Origin of the sequence: Rhodococcus sp. NPDC127593 (assembly GCF_042671975.1) — a bacterium.
Classification (GTDB): domain Bacteria; phylum Actinomycetota; class Actinomycetes; order Mycobacteriales; family Mycobacteriaceae; genus Rhodococcus_F.
Window position 1 is genome coordinate 67,990 of sequence record NZ_JBHXWI010000002.1, and the last position, 17,854, is coordinate 85,843.

Annotated in this window: 14 protein-coding genes; 7 read left to right on the top strand and 7 right to left on the bottom strand. The window is 65.7% G+C overall.

Annotated elements, in window-relative coordinates; translation table 11 throughout:
* Positions 1-462: 462 nt before the first annotated feature.
* On the top strand, positions 463-1,725 hold the full coding sequence (locus ACFVJ3_RS02070; protein ID WP_378450463.1) for a M20 family metallo-hydrolase: 1,263 nt from the start codon (positions 463-465) through the stop codon (positions 1,723-1,725).
* 43 nt (positions 1,726-1,768) lie between these two features.
* Positions 1,769-2,476, top strand: coding sequence for a PucR family transcriptional regulator (locus ACFVJ3_RS02075; RefSeq protein WP_378450464.1), 708 nt, complete (start codon positions 1,769-1,771; stop codon positions 2,474-2,476).
* A gap of 137 nt (positions 2,477-2,613) precedes the next feature.
* Here ACFVJ3_RS02075 and ACFVJ3_RS02080 read toward each other — a convergent pair whose 3' ends face one another.
* From ACFVJ3_RS02080 to gabT, 5 genes are all read right to left on the bottom strand, one after another.
* A complete protein-coding gene (locus ACFVJ3_RS02080) occupies positions 2,614-3,423 on the bottom strand; it encodes an HpcH/HpaI aldolase/citrate lyase family protein (protein WP_378450465.1) in 810 nt (269 codons plus the stop codon).
* Between the two features lie 64 nt (positions 3,424-3,487).
* Positions 3,488-4,003: a hypothetical protein gene (locus ACFVJ3_RS02085; RefSeq protein WP_378450466.1), complete on the bottom strand. Its 516-nt coding sequence runs from the start codon at positions 4,001-4,003 to the stop codon at positions 3,488-3,490.
* 74 nt (positions 4,004-4,077) lie between these two features.
* A complete protein-coding gene (locus ACFVJ3_RS02090) occupies positions 4,078-7,143 on the bottom strand; it encodes an NAD-glutamate dehydrogenase domain-containing protein (RefSeq protein WP_378450467.1) in 3,066 nt (1,021 codons plus the stop codon).
* Between the two features lie 54 nt (positions 7,144-7,197).
* Positions 7,198-8,652, bottom strand: a complete 1,455-nt coding sequence (locus ACFVJ3_RS02095) for an NAD-dependent succinate-semialdehyde dehydrogenase (protein ID WP_378450468.1) — start codon at positions 8,650-8,652, stop codon at positions 7,198-7,200.
* 45 nt (positions 8,653-8,697) lie between these two features.
* Positions 8,698-10,044, bottom strand: coding sequence for a 4-aminobutyrate--2-oxoglutarate transaminase (gene gabT / locus ACFVJ3_RS02100; protein ID WP_378450469.1), 1,347 nt, complete (start codon positions 10,042-10,044; stop codon positions 8,698-8,700).
* 174 nt (positions 10,045-10,218) lie between these two features.
* On the opposite strand from gabT, the gene ACFVJ3_RS02105 reads away from it, so the two are divergent.
* Both ACFVJ3_RS02105 and ACFVJ3_RS02110 read left to right on the top strand, forming a co-directional pair.
* Entirely contained in the window at positions 10,219-11,724 is a 1,506-nt protein-coding gene (locus tag ACFVJ3_RS02105; protein ID WP_378450470.1) for a PucR family transcriptional regulator, read from the top strand.
* Positions 11,725-11,851: 127 nt separating this feature from the next.
* Positions 11,852-12,358 (top strand): DUF664 domain-containing protein, encoded by a 507-nt coding sequence (locus tag ACFVJ3_RS02110; protein WP_378450471.1) that lies wholly within the window; start codon positions 11,852-11,854, stop codon positions 12,356-12,358.
* On the opposite strand, the gene ACFVJ3_RS02115 is transcribed toward ACFVJ3_RS02110, so the two are convergent.
* Positions 12,343-13,575, bottom strand: a complete 1,233-nt coding sequence (locus ACFVJ3_RS02115) for an oxygenase MpaB family protein (protein ID WP_378450472.1) — start codon at positions 13,573-13,575, stop codon at positions 12,343-12,345. The genes ACFVJ3_RS02110 and ACFVJ3_RS02115 overlap by 16 nt on opposite strands.
* 141 nt (positions 13,576-13,716) lie before the next feature.
* Between ACFVJ3_RS02115 and ACFVJ3_RS02120 the strand changes: the two genes are divergently transcribed.
* Complete coding sequence (locus ACFVJ3_RS02120; RefSeq protein WP_378450473.1) at positions 13,717-14,343, top strand: TetR/AcrR family transcriptional regulator; 627 nt, start codon at positions 13,717-13,719, stop codon at positions 14,341-14,343.
* A 99-nt stretch (positions 14,344-14,442) separates the two neighbouring features.
* Here ACFVJ3_RS02120 and ACFVJ3_RS02125 read toward each other — a convergent pair whose 3' ends face one another.
* The gene (locus ACFVJ3_RS02125) at positions 14,443-16,755 is read right to left on the bottom strand and encodes a serine/threonine-protein kinase (protein ID WP_378450474.1); all 2,313 of its coding nucleotides are present in this window, start codon (positions 16,753-16,755) and stop codon (positions 14,443-14,445) included.
* A gap of 259 nt (positions 16,756-17,014) precedes the next feature.
* On the opposite strand from ACFVJ3_RS02125, the gene ACFVJ3_RS02130 reads away from it, so the two are divergent.
* Complete coding sequence (locus ACFVJ3_RS02130; protein WP_378450475.1) at positions 17,015-17,347, top strand: ArsR/SmtB family transcription factor; 333 nt, start codon at positions 17,015-17,017, stop codon at positions 17,345-17,347.
* On the top strand, positions 17,344-17,832 hold the full coding sequence (locus ACFVJ3_RS02135; protein ID WP_378450476.1) for an SRPBCC family protein: 489 nt from the start codon (positions 17,344-17,346) through the stop codon (positions 17,830-17,832). Before ACFVJ3_RS02130 ends, ACFVJ3_RS02135 begins: the two co-directional genes overlap by 4 nt.
* Positions 17,833-17,854 lie beyond the last annotated feature (22 nt).

The window sequence follows — 17,854 nt, forward strand, 5'->3', positions numbered from 1 at the left end:
TGCCAGTCCACCGACATCCACTCACGGCGCGCGACGCAAGGCCCCTGCGAACCGGTGGGGCCTCACCCCGCACACCAAGCGCTCCCACTCGAGCCGGTCACTTCAGAATAACGCGGAACCCACCCGCGCAGATCACAGCATCTGGGTCAGCTGCGAGCCACGGACGATCAGTCGTCGCAGTATGCCCACTCTCCCGCGGCCCACTCTCCCGCGGCCCCGGCATCACACACTTGGGCAAACTCACAAGGATTGTGAGTGTTTCGGTTGCGGTTTGCGATTTCCCGCGGGCCTGAGGCGGTGTTGCATGGATCACACAGCAGGCGCCCTATTGTTCATTTGCGATTGCGGAGCATATCCATGAGACCCACGCCGGTCCGACCGACTGACCGGTTGACGCCGGCCACACCCGACTACCGCATCGAGAACCTGTCCGGACCGCACCGCAAAGGAAAGGCCCCCATCATGACTACTGATTTCGTGAAGACCGAAGACGCCGTGCTCCTCGCCGACTTCCACACGCTGTCACGCTTCGGCGCGACGCCCGCAGGTGGGGTCGATCGACTAGCAGCGACAACGCAGGACGGGGAGCAGCGGGCCTGGCTACACACGTGGCTGACTGAACGCGGGTTCGACGTGCGCTATGACAGGATCGGCAATCAATTCGCTTTGTCGACGTTGACGCCCGGCGCGCCGTACGTTCTGAGCGGCTCGCATCTCGACAGTCAGCCACTCGGTGGACGCTACGACGGGGCGTACGGAGTGCTCGCGTCGGCGCACGCCGTCGATCGGGCAGTGAATCGTTGGAGCCAATCGGATTCGCAGCCCAAATACAACGTGGCAGTGGTGAACTGGTTCAATGAGGAAGGCTGCCGGTTCAAACCCAGCATGATGGGTAGCTCGGTGTTCACCGGAAAGCTGGCCGTCGAAACGGCTCTGGCAACGACAGATCATTCCGGAACGACGGTCGAAGAAGCATTGGCTGACATCGGCTGCATCGGCACGTACGACGGACCCGATGTGGCAGCGTACGCCGAAATTCACATCGAACAGGGACGCAGCCTCGAGAACACCGGCACCACCATCGGTCTGGTCGAAGCGACCTGGGCGGCACGCAAGTACGAACTCGTCGTGCGCGGAGCGCAGTCCCACACCGGGTCGACGATCATGGCGGACCGGCAGGACGCGTTGCTCGGTGCATCGTTACTGGTGGTTGCCGCTCGCGAACTCGCGGACCGTCACGGCAGCACGCCCCTGCACACGTCGGTGAGCGAGATGACGGTCGAACCCAACTCCCCGGTTGTCATCGCGCGCGAGGTCCGGATGCACATGGACCTGCGATCACCCGATGAGGAATTGCTCGACGTCGCGGCGAAGGAACTGGCCGAGATGATTCCCGGCATCGCGGAACGTGCAAGGGTAAGCATCGAACAGATCCAGACCCACGCCTGGGGCGTCGCACCGTTTCAGCGTGCCGGAGTCGACTTGGCACGCGATACTGCCACCAACCTCGGATTGAGTCATCAATGCATGATGACCGTCGCCGGCCACGACTCGGTCAATATGAAGGACGTTGCGCCGTCCGTGATGCTCTTCGTTCCCAGCGTCGACGGAATCTCCCACAACGAGGGAGAATTCACTGACGACAGCGACATCTGCGCGGGCGCGGACCTGTTGACGGTCCTGCTGTACCGGCTCATGGCCGGCGAACTGGATGGATGCCGGTGACGTTCAGCGGGGAGCAGGTGCATTGGTGATCGGATATCCAACCATGACCACCGATGCAGAGGCGCCGCATGTGTACTTCGCGGAAGCTGCAGGTATCGATGGTTCGGTTCGCGTTCTCGGTGTTCACGCCTGTGGCGTTCCGGCAGTCGATGTCGCGGCCGTGAGAACCGTCCTTACTCACGAACTCGAGGGTTCCGGGCGGCCACTTTTCCTCTACGAGATTGCCTCCCGGATCACGGTGCTACTCAGCGGTGACACCGACGCCGAAGGGTGCAGAGAGTTGCTCGTCGGCCTGCCTCCCGCGATTCGCTCACGGTTGCGTGTCGGGCTGAGCGCAGCGCAGCCGGTCGCTGAGGTGGCGAATGCCTCGCGGCAGGCACACGTTGCCGCGGCCGCCGCGTCGGAGGGAGCTGCTGTGTTGGATTTCGGGGAGATCGCGGGCGGCCAGGTCTTGGTGTCGTCGCCGTGTCGTGAGGTACTACGGGTGTTGGGCGAGTCGACACTCGGGCGTGTGGACGACTATGACCGCGTCAACCGTACAGCTCTACTGCCGACACTTCGGGCTCTCCTCGAAGCGAATGGTCACAACGAATCCGCGGCTGCGGTCCTGGGTATTCATCGCCATACTCTCCGCACCCGAATCGCTCGAATCGAGCGCATTCTCGAATGCTCATTGGCCTCGGCGTATGTGCGCGCCGAGCTGCTGCTCTCCCTCATCGTGTGCGATTACCCGAGACGGCCCGCTCCGTGACACCCGCTGACAGGCCGACTGTTCCGTCGGCCTGTCAGCGAGATCGACTACTCGGCGAGCTCTTCCCCTGCGCACCATCGACTCCGGCGCACCATCGACTCCGGCGCACCATCGACTCCGGCGCACCACGAAGTGGTTCAGTGCGGGACGGGTGCAGCGACATTCATTCCGAATGTCCTCGCCCGGTTGAGAACTTGATGAGCCCTGGCGAGCCGAGGCAGATCGCTTCCCTTTCGTGCGTTGGCTCCATCGGGTCCGAGGAGGGCGATCAATTCTTTCGCGTCCGAGATCTCCCGGCTGGTCGGACTGAGGGCCGTGTTGATCGTGCCGGCATGTGACGCGTGTAAGCACATGCGGCCGGTCATTCCCAGACCGGCTGCATACTCGGTTTCGTCGACGGCGAGGATCTGATCTTCGGGCACTGTCGGCCCGTCTATCGGGGCGGGCAACCCCGCCGCACGACTCACCACGACCAGCCGAGAACGCGCGTAGGTCAGGGCGCTACGGTCGACGCCGGCTCCGACGTCCATGCGGAAGTCGCCGCTTCCGAAGGCCAGCCGACCCACCCGCGGGTGTGTGGCGATCGCTCCTGCAGCCTCGAGACCGGCGGCGGATTCGATGAAGGCAATGACCGGTGTGGTGGCACGAAGTCCTTCCGCAATCTTGTCGACATCGATCGCCGAGTCCGTCTTGGCGAGCATGACGCCGAGAAGGCCTGGTGACTCGCGGAGTTCCGCGACGTCGTCCTTCCAGAAATCGCTGGTGACGTCGTTGATACGGACCCACGCGCGTCGATGGTGAAGCGCGTTCACGACCTGGGTGCGTGCGGCGTGCTTCTTGCCGGGAGGTACGGCGTCCTCCAGGTCGAGGATATCGGCGTCGGCGCCGGATCCCCTCGACTGCGGGAGGTCGGATGCTCCGGAGATCAGAAACCAGGATCGTGCCACGGTGTAGGGCAATTCCTGGCTTTGCCCCCCGCTCCTCGATTCGTCCGTCCAGGCATCGATGTTGTTACTCGATTTCACTTTTCCACTTCCATTGTTCGTCGGGGGCGTCCTCCAGGGACCCTGGAATCGCATGCCAGGTGATCGGGACGTGCAACCAGGCCCAGGCTTCGCAATCTCGGAGGGTCCGCAGTATCCAATGTCGGCCGGAACCGTTCGATGACAGCGGATGTCCGTGCGAAGAATTCTGGTCGTCACGTGTGTCGAGGCACCTGGTGTTCAGTCGATCGGACCGGCGTTCCACCACGATCTGTTCCACGAAACGTGAGCACTCCAGAGGGCGGTCGGTGAGGATCACATCCGCGTTCACCGCTGTACAGATGCGATCCACGAACCTGTCCTCGAGCGGTGTCGTGGGCACTGCCGCAGCAGCGTCCGCGAATCCGACTGCGTCCACGAGGATTCTGCGGTCCCGTTCGTCCTCGACGTGAACGAGGACGGTGTCGCCGCTGCCGACGCCGACTGCGCGAAGACGATCGAGGATGTGGCGGGAGGGTGAGCCCGGCAGGCAAGAGGACGTCATGATCGGCTCCTGGATCGTGGGGATGCAGAGCGGCCGGCGGAACCGCGTGTCGCGGATCCGCCGGCCGAACTCGTTCAGTTGTCGAGAGCGCGCAGCGCGGCTGTGACTGCGCAGGTCTTCGCCAGGTCGACCTCGCCGTCCCCACGAACCGCATCCACGACGAGTTCGAAGCGATGCAGATCGCGCGAATGGGCCTCGCACCACGCAGCGACTGCGTCGCCCGTCGCCGTGCCGTCGTCACGAAGCACCCGGACTGTCAGCGCATGATGCAGGTCGGACAGGTCGTCGTGCACCGCCGACGCGGCCAGCACATCCCAGTGGGTGGAACCCGTGCGATCCGACAACGCGTCGACCACCCAGCCGATGCCGAGTCGCTGCCCGAGTTCGTGATGCACCTCGGCCACCCGCTCCACCGAGATCCCCAGTAAGTCCGCGGTGTCCGCGAACTGGAGTGCACCGGGAAGATCTGCATCGAGCGAACGTTCGCCCCGGGGGAGTTCGACGAGCTTGCGGACGGAATCCGCAAATCGGTCTATCTCCCTCTCCGGCACCACGATTCCGCGTCGTCGGCGTAACAACCACGAGACGGCGTGTTCGATCAACCAGCTGGTGTCGAGTAGTGACTCCGGTCGTTCGATGCCGGTGCCCGGACCCTCGAGTGCTCGCTCCCACAGCGCATCCAGCTCGTAGATCGCGCTCACGGCAGCGTATGCCGAAGCGACCTCCGGAGTGGTGATTCCGAAGCGCTCCTGTAGCCAGAAGATGGCTCCCGGGCCCACGCGGTTGATCAGCTCGTCGGCGATCGACGTCGCAATGATCTCCCGTCGCAAGGGATGGGCCGCGATCTGAGCGGCAACGTTCTCGGTGATGGCGTCCGGAAAATACTTGGTGAGGCGCGCCGCGAATACTTCGTCGTCCGGCACGGTGGAGGCGAGCAGTTCCTGTGAGACCAAATTCTTCGACTGCGCAAGGAGAATCGCGATCTCCGGTCGTGTGAGTCCGTGCCCGGAGCTCGCGCGGCGCTTCAATTCCGCGGGCGAGGGCAGTCCCTCGGTCCGTGGATTGATTCCGCCTACCTTTTCGAGGTTGCCGATCAACCGGACGTGCCTGTCGAGGAGATGGCGGGCTTGTGCGGAGGCGAGGCTGATGGCCAGAATCCGGCTCGCGCTGTCGTCGAGTACCCGCGAGGCGACGTCGTCGGCGACCCGCGCCAGCAGGGGCGCCCGTCGTTCCGGCGAGAGGGTGCCCGCTCGCACTGCTGCGTCGAGCGCGATCTTGATGTTCACCTCGAAATCCGAGGTGGCGACTCCCGCCGCGTTGTCGATGAAGTCTGCGTTGATGCGCCCGCCATCCCCCGCGTAGTCGATTCTGGCCTGCTGCGTCAACCCGAGGTTGCCGCCTTCGCCTATCACCGCGCACCGGAGTTCCCCTACCGACACTCGTACGCGATCGTTGGCCGGATCCTGAGCGTCGACGTCGGTCTCGCTCGCGGCCCTGACGTAGGTGCCGATGCCGCCGTTCCAGAGCAGGTCGACCGGTGCGCGCAGCAACGCCTGGATCAGTTCGTCGGGGTCGAGCGATGAGGACTCGATGCCGAGGCGCACCCGCACCTGTGGTGACAGGGTGATCGATTTCGCCGATCGAGACCACACACCTCCACCGGTCGAGATCTTCTCGCGGTCGTAGTCCGTCCAGGACGACGTCGGCAGTCCGAAGAGGCGCTCGCGCTCGCGGTACGACACGGCGGCATCGGGGTCGGGATCGAGGAAGATGTGCCGGTGGTCGAACGCACCGACGAGCCTGATGTTCCGCGACAGCAGCATCCCGTTGCCGAACACGTCGCCGGACATGTCGCCGATGCCCACCACCGAGAACTCGTCGGTTTCGATATCGTGGCCTGCCTCCGCGAAGTGCCTTTCGACGGAGAGCCACGCTCCGCGCGCGGTGATGCCCATGGCCTTGTGGTCGTATCCAGCCGAGCCGCCCGACGCAAACGCGTCGCCCAGCCAGAAGTTGTACTCCGCCGCAATGCTGTTCGCCAGATCCGAGAAGGTGGCGGTGCCCTTGTCCGCGGCGACGACGAGGTATGCGTCCTCGCCGTCGAGGCACAGAGTGTCGGCCGGATGGACGACGGCCCCATCGATGATGTTGTCGGTGATATCGAGGAGCCCGCGGATGAAGGTCGCGTATCCCGCCCGCGCCGGAGTGTCGGCCGAACGAACGACGAAGGCCCCCTTGGCTCCCATCGGGACGATAGGAGCGTTCTTGACCGACTGAGTCTTCATCAGACCCAGTACTTCGGTCCGGAAATCCTCGCTACGGTTCGACCAGCGCAGACCACCGCGTGCTACAGCGCCGCTTCGGACGTGGATCCCTTCCACTTCGTCGGAGTGAACGAAGATTTCACGAAAGGGAACTACTCGCCCTCGCGTTGCCAACCGTCCGGAATCGATCTTGAAGGAGAGGTAGGGCTTCGGCTGTCCCTGCGCGTCGCGCTGGAACCAGTTGGTGCGTACCACGGCCAGGACGAACGCCTGGAGGGCTCGTCGGATCCTGTCCTCGTCGAGGGTGGTCGCGCTGTCGACCAGGTCGGTCAGCGCGGCATTCGCCCTCTCGGGGTCGCCGGTCCGAGCAGGGTCGAGCCGTGCCTGGAAGAGCGTGACCAGGGCACGGACGAAATCGGGATTACTCGCCAGCGAGTCGACAAGATAGGTCTCGGAGAATCCGAGTTGAGTTTGCCGGAGAAAGCGGCACATCGCACGGACGAGCACGGCCTCGCGCCAGTCGATTCCCGCCGTCGCGACGAGACGGGCGTACTGATCGATTCTCCACCGGCCGGCCGAACCTGCCTCGAACGCCGCCGCGATGTGATTCAGCACCGGGGTGGAGAAGGACGATCCCGCGAAAGAAAACTCGTGCACCGATCCGGTGACCTCGGCGCCGTCGGTGGAAACCTGGCGATGCGCTGCGGTGCGGAGACCGAAGCTTTCGAACATCGCGCAGACATCGACCAGCAGGGGTTCCGTCCCGGGCCACCCCACCGCCGCCGCCATGCCGGCGGCGGTGTGCTCGAACGTGACCTGTGGACGTCCTGACGCCGTGGGTGAATAGTCGACCGTGGTCTCGGTCTGGATAGTCATCGTCGTGTCCTCATCATCGAAGTGCCGGTACGTGTGACGTTGTGGGTTGCCCGGCTATCGGAGCGCGATGTACTTGATCTCGAGGTATTCCTCGATACCTTCGCTGCCGCTCTCACGGCCGAGCCCGGATTCCTTCACCCCGCCGAACGGTGCCGCGACATCGGAGATGATGCCCCGGTTGACGCCGACCATCCCGGACTCGAGTGCGCTGGACACCCTCAACGCTCGGTCGAGGTTTTCGGTGTAGATGTACGCAGCCAGACCGAATTCGGTGTCGTTGGCCGCGGCGACGCCTTCGTCCTCGCCGTCGAACCCGATGATGGCTGCGACCGGCCCGAAGACCTCTTCCTTCAGAATCCGCGCGTCGGCCGGCACATCAGCCAACACCGTCGGCTCGTAGAAATAGCCCTCGCCGGCGGCGTAGCAGCCACCGGTCGTGACGACAGCGCCCTTGTCCACGGCGTCCGTCACCAACTCTGCAACACTCGACCGCTGCTTCTCGGTGATCAGCGGTCCCACCTGTGTGCCGTCGAGGTCCCCGGGCCCTACTTTCAGTGCTTTCATACCAGCGGTCAGCTTCTCGATGAACTCGGCGCGTACCACGTTGTCGACGTGGATCCGGTTGGCGGCTGTGCACGCCTCACCGGTGTTGCGCATCTTCGCAGCCATCGCGCCCTCGACGGCCTCGTCGATGTCGGCATCGGCGAACACGACGAACGGCGCGTTGCCACCCAATTCCATCGACGTCCGCAACACACGTGTCGCGGACTGCTGCAGCAGGATCTTTCCCACGCCGGTGGAGCCGGTGAAAGTGACCTTCCGAAGTCGATGATCGTCGAACAGCGGAGCGGTGAGCTTGGACGAACTCGAGGTCGGCAGGATCGAGAGCACGCCCGCCGGAAGGCCCGCCTGCCGGAAGACCTCGCCGAGCAGGAGCATCGTCAGCGGTGTTTCGGCGGCGGGCTTCACCACCATCGTGCACCCGGCCGCGAATGCCGGTGCGATCTTCCGGGTGCCCATCGCAAGAGGAAAGTTCCACGGCGTGATCGCCAGCGTGGGGCCGACCGGTTCCTTCGTGACCAGAATCCGGCCGTTGCCCGACGGTGACTGCGTGTAACGGCCGTTGATCCGCACAGCTTCCTCGGAGAACCAGCGCAGGAATTCACCGCCGTACGTCACCTCTCCGTAGCTCTCGGTGAGAGGCTTACCCATCTCGAGAGTCATCAGCAACGCGAAGTCGTCCCGGCGCTGGATGACCAATTCCCAGGCCCGGCGAAGTATGTCGGAACGCTCGCGAGCCGGCATCGATGCCCATCGGGCCTGCGCCTCCGCGGCGGCGTCGAGCGCCCGTACGCCGTCCTCCGGCGTCGCGTCGGCCACCTCGATCAGTACCTCGCCGGTTGCGGGATTGCGGACCGGGAACGTCTTGCCGCCGGTGGCCGGCACCTGCTCGCCACCGATCCACAGGTCGGTCGGAAGTGAGGCCAGAAGGGTCTGGGTGTCGGTCATGTGTATTCCTTCAGGTTTCGAGGTGATCGTTGGCCGCGCGTGGGATCAGCGACGCGCGTGCGCGCGGACTGCGTCTTCGAGGACGGTGAGGGCCTCGTCGAGTAGGTCGTCGCCGATGACCAGGGGTGGCAGCAGGCGGATGACGTTCCCGTACGTACCGCAGGTGAGAATGATGACTCCCTGTGACAAGGCCTCGGCGGCAACCGCTTTGGTCAGTTCCGGGTCGGGTTCGGTGGTGCCGGGCCGGACGATCTCGATGGCCAGCATGGCGCCACGACCGCGTACCTCTCCGATGACACCGATCTCTTTCGCGAAAGCTTCGAGGCGCGGTTTGACGGAATTCTCGATCTGGCGCGCGCGGGCCGGTAGGTCCCACTCGCGCATCGTGTCGATCGTGGCGAGCGCAGCCGCGCAGGCCACCGGGTTTCCTCCATAGGTTCCGCCGAGCCCTCCGGCGTGTACCGAGTCCATGAGGTCGGCGCGGCCGGTGACCGCCGCCAGCGGCATGCCGCCCGCGATCCCCTTTGCCAGGGTGATGAGGTCGGGAACCACGCCTTCGTGCTCGCTCGCGAACCATGCGCCGGTCCGCGCGAAGCCGGTCTGCACCTCGTCTGCGATGAAGAGGACGCCGTTCTCCTTCGCCCAGGCGACCAGGGTGGGAAGGAATCCCGGTGCAGGCACGATGAAGCCGCCCTCACCCTGGATGGGCTCGTAGATTATCGCGGCCACCGAGTCGGCACCGATCTGCTTCTCGATCTGCGTGATCGCCCGGCTCGCTGCCTGCTCGCCCGTGAGGCCGGACTCGTCGCGGTAAGGGTAGGACGCGGGCATGCGGTAGACCTCGGGCGCGAACGGACCGAAGTGCGCCTTGTACGGCATCGACTTCGCCGTCAGTGCCATCGTGAGGTTGGTTCTGCCGTGATAAGCGTGGTCGAACGCGACCACCGCTGTCCGGCCGGTTGCGAGTCGAGCGATCTTGATTGCGTTCTCGACAGCCTCCGCACCGGAGTTGAACAGCACCGAACGCTTCTCGTGGTCTCCCGGGGTCAGTGCGGCGAGTTCCTCGGCGACCCGGACGTACCCCTCGTAGGGGGTCACCATGAAACAGGTGTGGGTGAAGCGTTGCGCCTGCTCCGCCACTGCGGCCGCTACGGCGGGGTTCGATGCGCCGACGCTGGTCACGGCGATTCCGGCGCCGAGATCGATCAGGGAGTTGCCGTCCGCGTCGACGACGACTCCACCGTCCGCGTCGACTGCGTAGACGGGCACCGAGGAACCGACACCTGCAGCGACGAAGTTCGTGCGCCGGGCCGCGATCTCGGCGGAACGCGGGCCGGGAAGCGTGGTGACGAGATGCCTCTTCTGGGCGAGTCGATATGTGAAGTCGGTCATGAATTCTCCCATAGGCGTTGAGGAACCCGACGATGACGGCCGAACCAGTGGGTTCGGCTTTCACGCATCTCCGGTCGATGTCTTCAGCAAGTGTTGCGTCGAGGGCCGCCAACGAATAGTGGCCAAACTGGGCAGAGCGGCTTCGCTGATGCGCCAGAATGGCACACTGGGTGCATGCCGATCACAGTCCGCCAACTCTGCGACACCCAAGCGTTCAACCTGACCGTTCGGGCCGGCGAGGAGCATCTCGAACGTGAGCTGAGCTGGGCACACGTCTCCGAATTGGAAGATCCCACGGCCTTCCTCAGCGGGGGTGAACTCCTACTCACCACTGGGGTGTCGCTACCCGCCGACGCCGAGGCCATAGGGGAGCGGGTGCGGCGACTGGTTGCGGCAGGTGTCGCGGCCGTGGGGTTCGGCGTCGGACTGCGCTTCGACACCGTCCCGGACGCATTTGTCGCGGCGGCCCGCGCCGAACAGCTCCCCTTGGTGGAAGTACCCCTCGCTGTTCCGTTCATTGTCTTGGAAAAGGCTGTATCGCAGGCACTCTCGTCCGACGATCACGCCCGGTTGCAGCGCACGCATCAGCAGCAGCGTCGCCTGATTCATGCGACGCTGGCCGCGGACGGTGCGAGGACCCTGGTGCGGCGCACGGCGGAACTCATCGGCGGCTGGGCCGCGCTGCTCGACGCCGCAGGGCACGTCGTGCACAGCTCGCACCGCACTGTGCGTGGAGCGGTGAACCGCACTGCACCGCAACGCATCGCGCGACCGGGCGAAGTGGTGTTCTCGTCCGAGGGTGGCGAGGACATCATCTCTCAGCCCCTGGCGGCCGTGGACGGCAGAGTGCTCGGGTATCTTGTTGCGGGACGCGAGGGCGTGGTCGGATCGCTGGACCACGGGGTCGTGACGGTGGCAGCCTCCCTCCTGACGTTGTTCGTGCGCAGAACCGACGAGACCCAGCGGGCACTCGCTCGCGCTCGGGCCGCGGCCCTTCGACTCCTGATCGCCGGTCAGATGGCCGCGACCCGGGAGATTTCCCAGGATCTGTGGGGCGGGTTTCCCTCCGAACCGGTCAAGGTGATCACGGCGGTGGGTTCGCAGAGTGGGTTGAACAGCGCGATCGCGGTCCTCGACACCGGACCGAGCGGGGCAGCCATCTTCGGCCGGGTCGAAGGCCACCTGCTGGTGGTGGTCTCCGAAGCCTCAGTTGAAGAGTCGGTTTCGAGGCTCGTCACGGTCTCCGACCTCCGGCTGGGAATCTCGGAGAACGCGTGGTGGGACGAGTTCGCCCGCGCCCGCCGCGAGAGCCGGCAGGCTGCGGACGAGGCCGCACAGCGCAACGAGGGGGCACTGCACTTCGCTCAACTCGGCGGTGAGGGCCTCGCCTCGTACCTCGACAGGTACCGTGCGCGATCCTATGCGGAGAACCATCTCTCGGTATTGCAGGACGCCGGAAGCACGGGACGGGAGGGAAGCCTCTGTCGAACCCTGCGTTCATGGCTGACTCACAACGGTCAAACCGACCCCGCGGCCAAGGACCTCGGAATTCACCGACACACCTTGAGACGTCGTCTCGATCGTATCGAGAATCTTCTGGGCGTCTCGCTGAACTCGCCTGCTACCCGCGCCGAATTGTGGTTCGAGCTCGAACTACTCCGAGGAAGCTCGGATTCGTAGACTTCGATCGACTGACCGTGAGACGTGAGTCCCACTCGGCTGCCGAACAGTTCTCGGAGTCGAGACGTACCGAATGAGCCCGGGGGGCGTCATAGTGGAACGTGATGAACACGACGAAAGGAAGATCGTGGACCAGAGCGCGCTGTTGACCGACGCCTTCGACCGCATTCAGGAGACCGTGCATTCCACGCTGGCCGATCTCCCCGCCGACGCCCTCACGTTTCGGGTGGACGCGAAGGCGAACACCATCGCCTGGCTGATCTGGCATCTGACGCGAGTGCAGGACGACCACGTCGCCGGTGTCGCGGGCACCGCGCAGGTGTGGACGTCCGGTGGGTGGGTGGAGCGGTTCGACCTCCCGTTCCCGGTCGCCGACATCGGTTACGGGCACTCCGCGGACGAGGTGGCGAAGGTGCGGACCGGCGCCGACCTCCTGCGCGAGTATCACGATGCCGTGCACGACCGCACCGTCGATTACGTCCAGTCGATCGGCGCGGACGACCTCGACCGGATCGTCGACGAGCATTGGGATCCGCCAGTCACTCTCGGTGTCCGATTGATCAGCGTCATCTCCGACGATCTGCAGCATGCCGGGCAGGCCGCGTACGTCCGCGGCATCTACGAGCGCCGCTGAGTCCGCGACGACGTCTCGTTGGCGGCGAGCCACGCCTCGACTCGCCGCCGGGAGCGTCGGCCGACGCGTTCCCGGACGGCCGGACTCACTCGCGCCGCACCGTGCAGCGTCCCGTTCCCGACCAGTGCCAGCGGAACGAACCAGGCCGGCACGACCGGCAATCCGAGTTCTCGCATGCCGCGCTTGCCGGAGAACAACCGCTGGATGCTGAGCAGACGCTGGCGGTTGAGCCGGCGTCGCAGGGGCTCTGCATGCGGGTAGTGGAAGGTGGCCCACGACTTCTGCAGTGAGTCGGCCAGCACCCTGGAGTTGTCGTCGGGACCGGGAGCGAACATCCCGATCTGGCACATGTTGCGGCGTCCGGTGTTCTCGTCGTCGACCAGCCAGTGTTCGTCGATTCCCATCAGCCAGCCGATGTACCGCCACAGGTGCATGACGTCGCGGCCCTCGTCGGCGGAGACCCACACGCCCAGCGACCGGAGTCCGACGAGGAACGTCGTCGAGAAGAGGGCGAGCGTCCCGGCCTGATCCGACTGGTTGATCGGCATTCCCCAGTCGGACACGTCCCAGCTCTCGTCCTGCAGCAGGGTCAGGTTGACGAACGAGTGCATCAACCGGACGTGCACGGACAACTGCCAGCCCCGGCGGTCGCGGTCCATGCCGCCGGGCAGGACGCACTCGTACCACCACCGCACGGTCTCGGCGACCCGCTGACCGGCGCCGTCCCCGACGAGCCTGCCGGTGGCCACGAGTTGGCGGGAGGTGGCCGCGCTGCGGTAGCCGTTCATCAGCGAACCGGTCGCGAGCAGGTCGAGTCCGGTCATGCCGCTGCGCAGGCAGACGGCGGCCCCGTGCTCGAGGCGGCGGTCGTCGACCCACGACGGCCGGCGGTCCACTGCATCGAAGAACGCGACCAGCGGCGGCGCGGCGTCGGGCACGCTGCCGATGCCGTCGGAGAGTGCCCGGGAGAACTGGGCCATCGTCACGGTCTTGTCGACGAGGACGGCCCGCGCCAGTGCGGCACCGATCTCGTCCTGACTGACCACCGCCCGGGCGTGGAGTTCCCGCTCCGCCGCGGTGGGTGTCGGGTCGCCGTGCACGAACCGCGACAGCGTCCGCATCGAGCGGCGACCCCACTCCGAGTCCATGTCGAACCGCCGCGGCGGGGTGAAATCGGCGAAGCCGGGCGCCGACTCCCGGGACTGGGTTTCCGTCATTGCGGTGCACTCGATTCGGTAGTCGAGAAAGGGGGCGTCTTTGTGCCTCGGCCCCCGCTCGAGGGCTGTGAGTTACAGTTCACCCCACCGAATCGGACGGGTACAAGTCGCATTGTGCGGCAGATCGAGAGGGTTCAGCGAATGGGCACTGGCCAGCGAAAAGACCCCTCTCAGCAGCGGTCGCAGGAGACGGTCGCGCGCATCTTGTCGGCAACTGGTCAGGTTTTGCGGGCCAAGGGGTACACCGGCTGCAGCACGAACGCCATCGCGGAGGCCGCCGGCATCTCGAAGGGGTCGGTGTACCAGTACTTCGCGAACAAGGACGAGATCATCGAGGTCCTGATCGACAAGATCATGGAGGAAACCACCGCCACGTTCGGGACGCAGCTCGAACAAGCCGTCGCGAAGGGCACGTTCCTGAAGGACGCGGCGCTGCAGTCCCAGCTCCTCGCCGTCCTGGACAGGTATCGCGGCATCCTCGGTTCGCTGCTCAACGACGCCCCGCACCTGGCCCTCACCGCGCACCGTTCGGTCCGGATCGAGGAACGGTGCCGCGACCTGTTACGTACGTATGTGACGTTGAATCCGTCCGCGATCGGTCCGGGTGTCGACCTCGACGCGCTGCTCCTGGTGCTCACCGTCAGCTACCGCGAGGTGAGCCTCGAATACCTCCGCCGCGACCTCCGCGACCGGCGAAACGAGCTGGCCACCGTCCTCTACGACATGACGATGGGCGGCCTCGCCGGGCGCGCGACACGCGGGGTGTAACGCGGAGGGGGCTTCGAGAGAAATACACAGTGAGCCCATGGCGCTGTCGGACCCCGACCCGGCAGCGCCAGGGGCCTTCTTTATTTGCGCCGGCTGCTCCTACCGCCGCCGCCTGGTCGGCGACCCCGGCACCTCCAGCCACACGACCCTCTCGAGCGCACACAGATCGCTTTCGATCCGCCGGAACAACTGGTACACGGCGATGAAGGCGAAGATTCCGCCCAGACACAGCGCGCGCACCGTCGCGTTCACGGCGTCGCCGGTGCTTCCGCCGACGAAGCTGAGCCCGGCGACCCCGATCAACGGGACGGCCGCGGCGACGGCGAGGTACCGCGGCATGCTCCGGCCGAGGGCCCGGATGTTGCGTCCGTCGCTTCCGCGCAACTCGCCGTGCGACAGCAGGATCGGGCAGAGGCACCGCACCGCATAGAACGTGAGGATGAAGAACGGGTAGGCGAGCGCGACCGCCCCGCACACGGCGAGGGACGCGAGGAGTTGCGTGTATGCGCGCAACGGAATCCCGCCTGCGGTGATCTCCAGGGCAACCGGGTAGGCGACGCCGGCGACGACCCACAGCCCGAAGCTGACCACGACGGCGCGATGGCCGAGCCCGAGCGTCGTGGCGCGCGCCTTCTCCAGCACCTCGGAACTGTAGGTTCTGCCGTTGCGGAGACCGCGCGGAACCGTGAGCGAGAGTCGACACCAGTAGACGATGAGCACTGCGCCCAGCGGAAACGCGATCCCGCCGATCACCAGGTGCACGAATTCGAGATCCTGCTGCGCCTCGACGGGCAGCGTGGCGATGATCAGCACCTTGTTGTAGTAGTAGTTGTATCCGGCTGCCAGCAGGTTCGGGATGCCGACCGCGGCGATCACGATGGGAAGCGCCCACCTCCACATCGTGGACCGCACGCTTCCCGGCGCCGGGTCGACGAGGTCGCGGGCGTGCGGGTCGAGGCACAGCGCGAACTGCCGCGTCAGCTTCCGGCCACTCGACCACCGATTGTCCCGGTCGGGTGCGAGCGACTTCACCAGGATGCGCCGCAGCGCGGCGGGACAGTCTTCGGCGAGCGCGGATCGTTCCGGGTCCACTCCCCGGCGTCGTGACTCGAGAAGTACGCGAGGCGACGGCGGCGACGCGGTTCCGTCGTCGTCCGGGAAGGGGCGCGCCCCGGTCAGCAATTCCCACAGCATGACGCCCAACGCGAAGATATCGCTGCGGGAATCGAGGTCGGAGGCGGTCCGGTGGGTGCTCGGGTCGATCGCCTCGAGCTGCTCGGGCGACATGTAGGCGACGGAACCGCCGATGAATCCTCCGGCGCCGCGATTCTCGACGCTGTCGCTCGAACTGACGTTGAAATCGGCCAGCTTGGGGATGCCTTCGAGTCCCAGCAGCACGTTCGCCGGTTTGATGTCGCGGTGCAGGACGCCGTGCGCCCGGGCGTAGTCGAGCGCGTCGGCCAGCCGCAACCCGATCCACGCGACCGTCTCCGGCCACGACAGCGCGGCGATCTCGTCCCGCACGCTCGAATACTCGGGCCGGATCTCGCCTCTCTCCGCGAGGAGGCGGTCCACCGAATCGAGCAGCAGCTGTCCGGATCGCTGTTCCGGCGGGGTCTTGCGGACCAGCCGCACCACGTCGAGGAGCGTGCCGCCGGGGACGTATTCCATGAACAGCACCCGCAGCCGGCGGTCTTCCAGCACCCGCTGGTCGTAGACGCGGACGATGTACGGGTGGTCGAGCTGTGCGAGTGTCTGCGGCTCGTTGCCGATGTTCCGGGAGATCTTCAGCGCCACCCATCGCTGCATCGAACGCTGCCGGGCGAGGAACACCCGCGCGAACGCGCCGTGACCCAGCTCCATCATCAGATCGAAATCGTCGAGGCGCTCACCGACGTCGAGGTCGTCGCCCGGGCCGAGTTCCGCGGTGACGGTCCGCCGGTCCATGCGGCGGTCGTCATCGAGGAGGGTCTCGAACCGGGCGGCCTGCTGAGGGTATTCGGTGACGTACTCACCGGGATCGACGTCGGCGCCACTCTGACGGCGGACCCGGTACTCCAGATAGACGAGTTCCGGTGGCAGAGGTTCGGCGAGCAACTCCGGGAATTCGAGGCAGTAGTCGGCGATGCGCTTCGGGCGGCCCGACCGCAGCCACCGGTAGTCGAGGTCCACCTTGATCAGCTCGATCAGTGCGGCCCGCCGGATCGCGGCGGTGTCGGGGAGATACTCGGTGAGCTCGGCCGGCGAACCGGAAGACTCCCAATCCGCGACGAGGCGTTCGACGCCACTTTCGACGACGAACACCGGTTCGGCGCCCGACGTCGTCGTCGACGGTGGCAGCTGGGTGTCCTGCCCCAGTTCGGTGGGCGGCCCAGACGCGATCGTCGAATCACTCGGCGGGCGATCGTTCATGGCGGTCCGATTCCGGGCGGTGCAGATTCCGGGAGGTGCATGGGGTGTGTACTTGCCAGGGTATTCCTGACGGTGCGCGAAGGGTACGGAACAGGAGGGCCTCACGCGCTCCGCAACGGCACTTCCGACAGTGATGTTCTGCAGGAGGAACGCGATCGGCCACGACGGCGGGTACAGGAACAGTCCGACGACGATGAGGTTCGGGCTCCACCGGCGAAAACCGTTGACGGAGCGCCACACGCGTGCAACACTGAACTCGATGGTTCAGTATTCGGTTCTCGACGCTACGTTCGCCGCACTGGCAGACCCCACGCGGCGTGGGATCCTCCGCCGGCTCGGAGAGGGCCCCTGCTCGATCAGTGACCTCGCCGAACTCTTCGAGATGACGCTCACCGGCATCAAGAAACACGTGCGACTGCTCGAAGAGGCCGGGATGGTCGTGACCGAGAAACGTGGCCGGGTGCGGTACTGCATGCTGGGGACCAATTCCCTCGAGCGTGAGGTGGCCTGGATCCGCGACTACCAGCTGTCGCTGGAAGGGCGCCTGAACCGTCTGGACGAATTCCTCAATAGAACGGAAGGCACGTCATGAGCACCTCGCAGACTCCCACGACCTCGACCGTCTCGACGCCGACGGACCGGGAGATCCACGTCGAACGCATCTTCGACGCTCCCCGCGACCGCGTGTGGGCCGCATTCACGAGACCGGAGCTCCTCGCCCAGTGGTGGGGCCGCGGAAACGAACTCGACGTCGAACGCTGGGAATTCGAGCGCGGCGGGCACTGGCGCTTCGTCGAACACTCGGACGGCGACACCCACGGATTCGAGGGAAGGTTCCGGGAGATCACCCCGGAGGAGCGTCTGGTGTACACGTTCGAGTGGGACGGCATGCCCGGCCACGTCATCGTCGAGAACAACACGTACACCGACCTCGGTGACGGACGCACCAAGCTGTCCGTCGTCAGCCAGTTCCACACCCCCGAAGAGCGCGACGGCATGCTGCAGTCCGGCATGGAAGGCGGCATGAACGAGAGCTATGCGGCGCTGGATGCGGTTCTGGCGCAGACGAGCTGGTGATCGTAAGCCGTAAGCCGTAAGC

What these genes read in the sequence shown, in the direction of transcription:
- ACFVJ3_RS02070 (WP_378450463.1), top strand. Translation starts at nt 463, where the DNA reads ATGACTACTGATTTCGTGAAGACCGAAGACGCCGTGCTCCTCGCCGAC.
- ACFVJ3_RS02075 (WP_378450464.1), top strand. Translation starts at nt 1,769, where the DNA reads ATGACCACCGATGCAGAGGCGCCGCATGTGTACTTCGCGGAAGCTGCA.
- ACFVJ3_RS02085 (WP_378450466.1), bottom strand. Translation starts at nt 4,003, where the DNA reads ATGACGTCCTCTTGCCTGCCGGGCTCACCCTCCCGCCACATCCTCGAT.
- ACFVJ3_RS02090 (WP_378450467.1), bottom strand. Translation starts at nt 7,143, where the DNA reads ATGACTATCCAGACCGAGACCACGGTCGACTATTCACCCACGGCGTCA.
- ACFVJ3_RS02095 (WP_378450468.1), bottom strand. Translation starts at nt 8,652, where the DNA reads ATGACCGACACCCAGACCCTTCTGGCCTCACTTCCGACCGACCTGTGG.
- gabT (WP_378450469.1), bottom strand. Translation starts at nt 10,044, where the DNA reads ATGACCGACTTCACATATCGACTCGCCCAGAAGAGGCATCTCGTCACC.
- ACFVJ3_RS02105 (WP_378450470.1), top strand. Translation starts at nt 10,219, where the DNA reads ATGCCGATCACAGTCCGCCAACTCTGCGACACCCAAGCGTTCAACCTG.
- ACFVJ3_RS02115 (WP_378450472.1), bottom strand. Translation starts at nt 13,575, where the DNA reads ATGACGGAAACCCAGTCCCGGGAGTCGGCGCCCGGCTTCGCCGATTTC.
- ACFVJ3_RS02120 (WP_378450473.1), top strand. Translation starts at nt 13,717, where the DNA reads ATGGGCACTGGCCAGCGAAAAGACCCCTCTCAGCAGCGGTCGCAGGAG.
- ACFVJ3_RS02125 (WP_378450474.1), bottom strand. Translation starts at nt 16,755, where the DNA reads ATGAACGATCGCCCGCCGAGTGATTCGACGATCGCGTCTGGGCCGCCC.
- ACFVJ3_RS02130 (WP_378450475.1), top strand. Translation starts at nt 17,015, where the DNA reads ATGGTTCAGTATTCGGTTCTCGACGCTACGTTCGCCGCACTGGCAGAC.
- ACFVJ3_RS02135 (WP_378450476.1), top strand. Translation starts at nt 17,344, where the DNA reads ATGAGCACCTCGCAGACTCCCACGACCTCGACCGTCTCGACGCCGACG.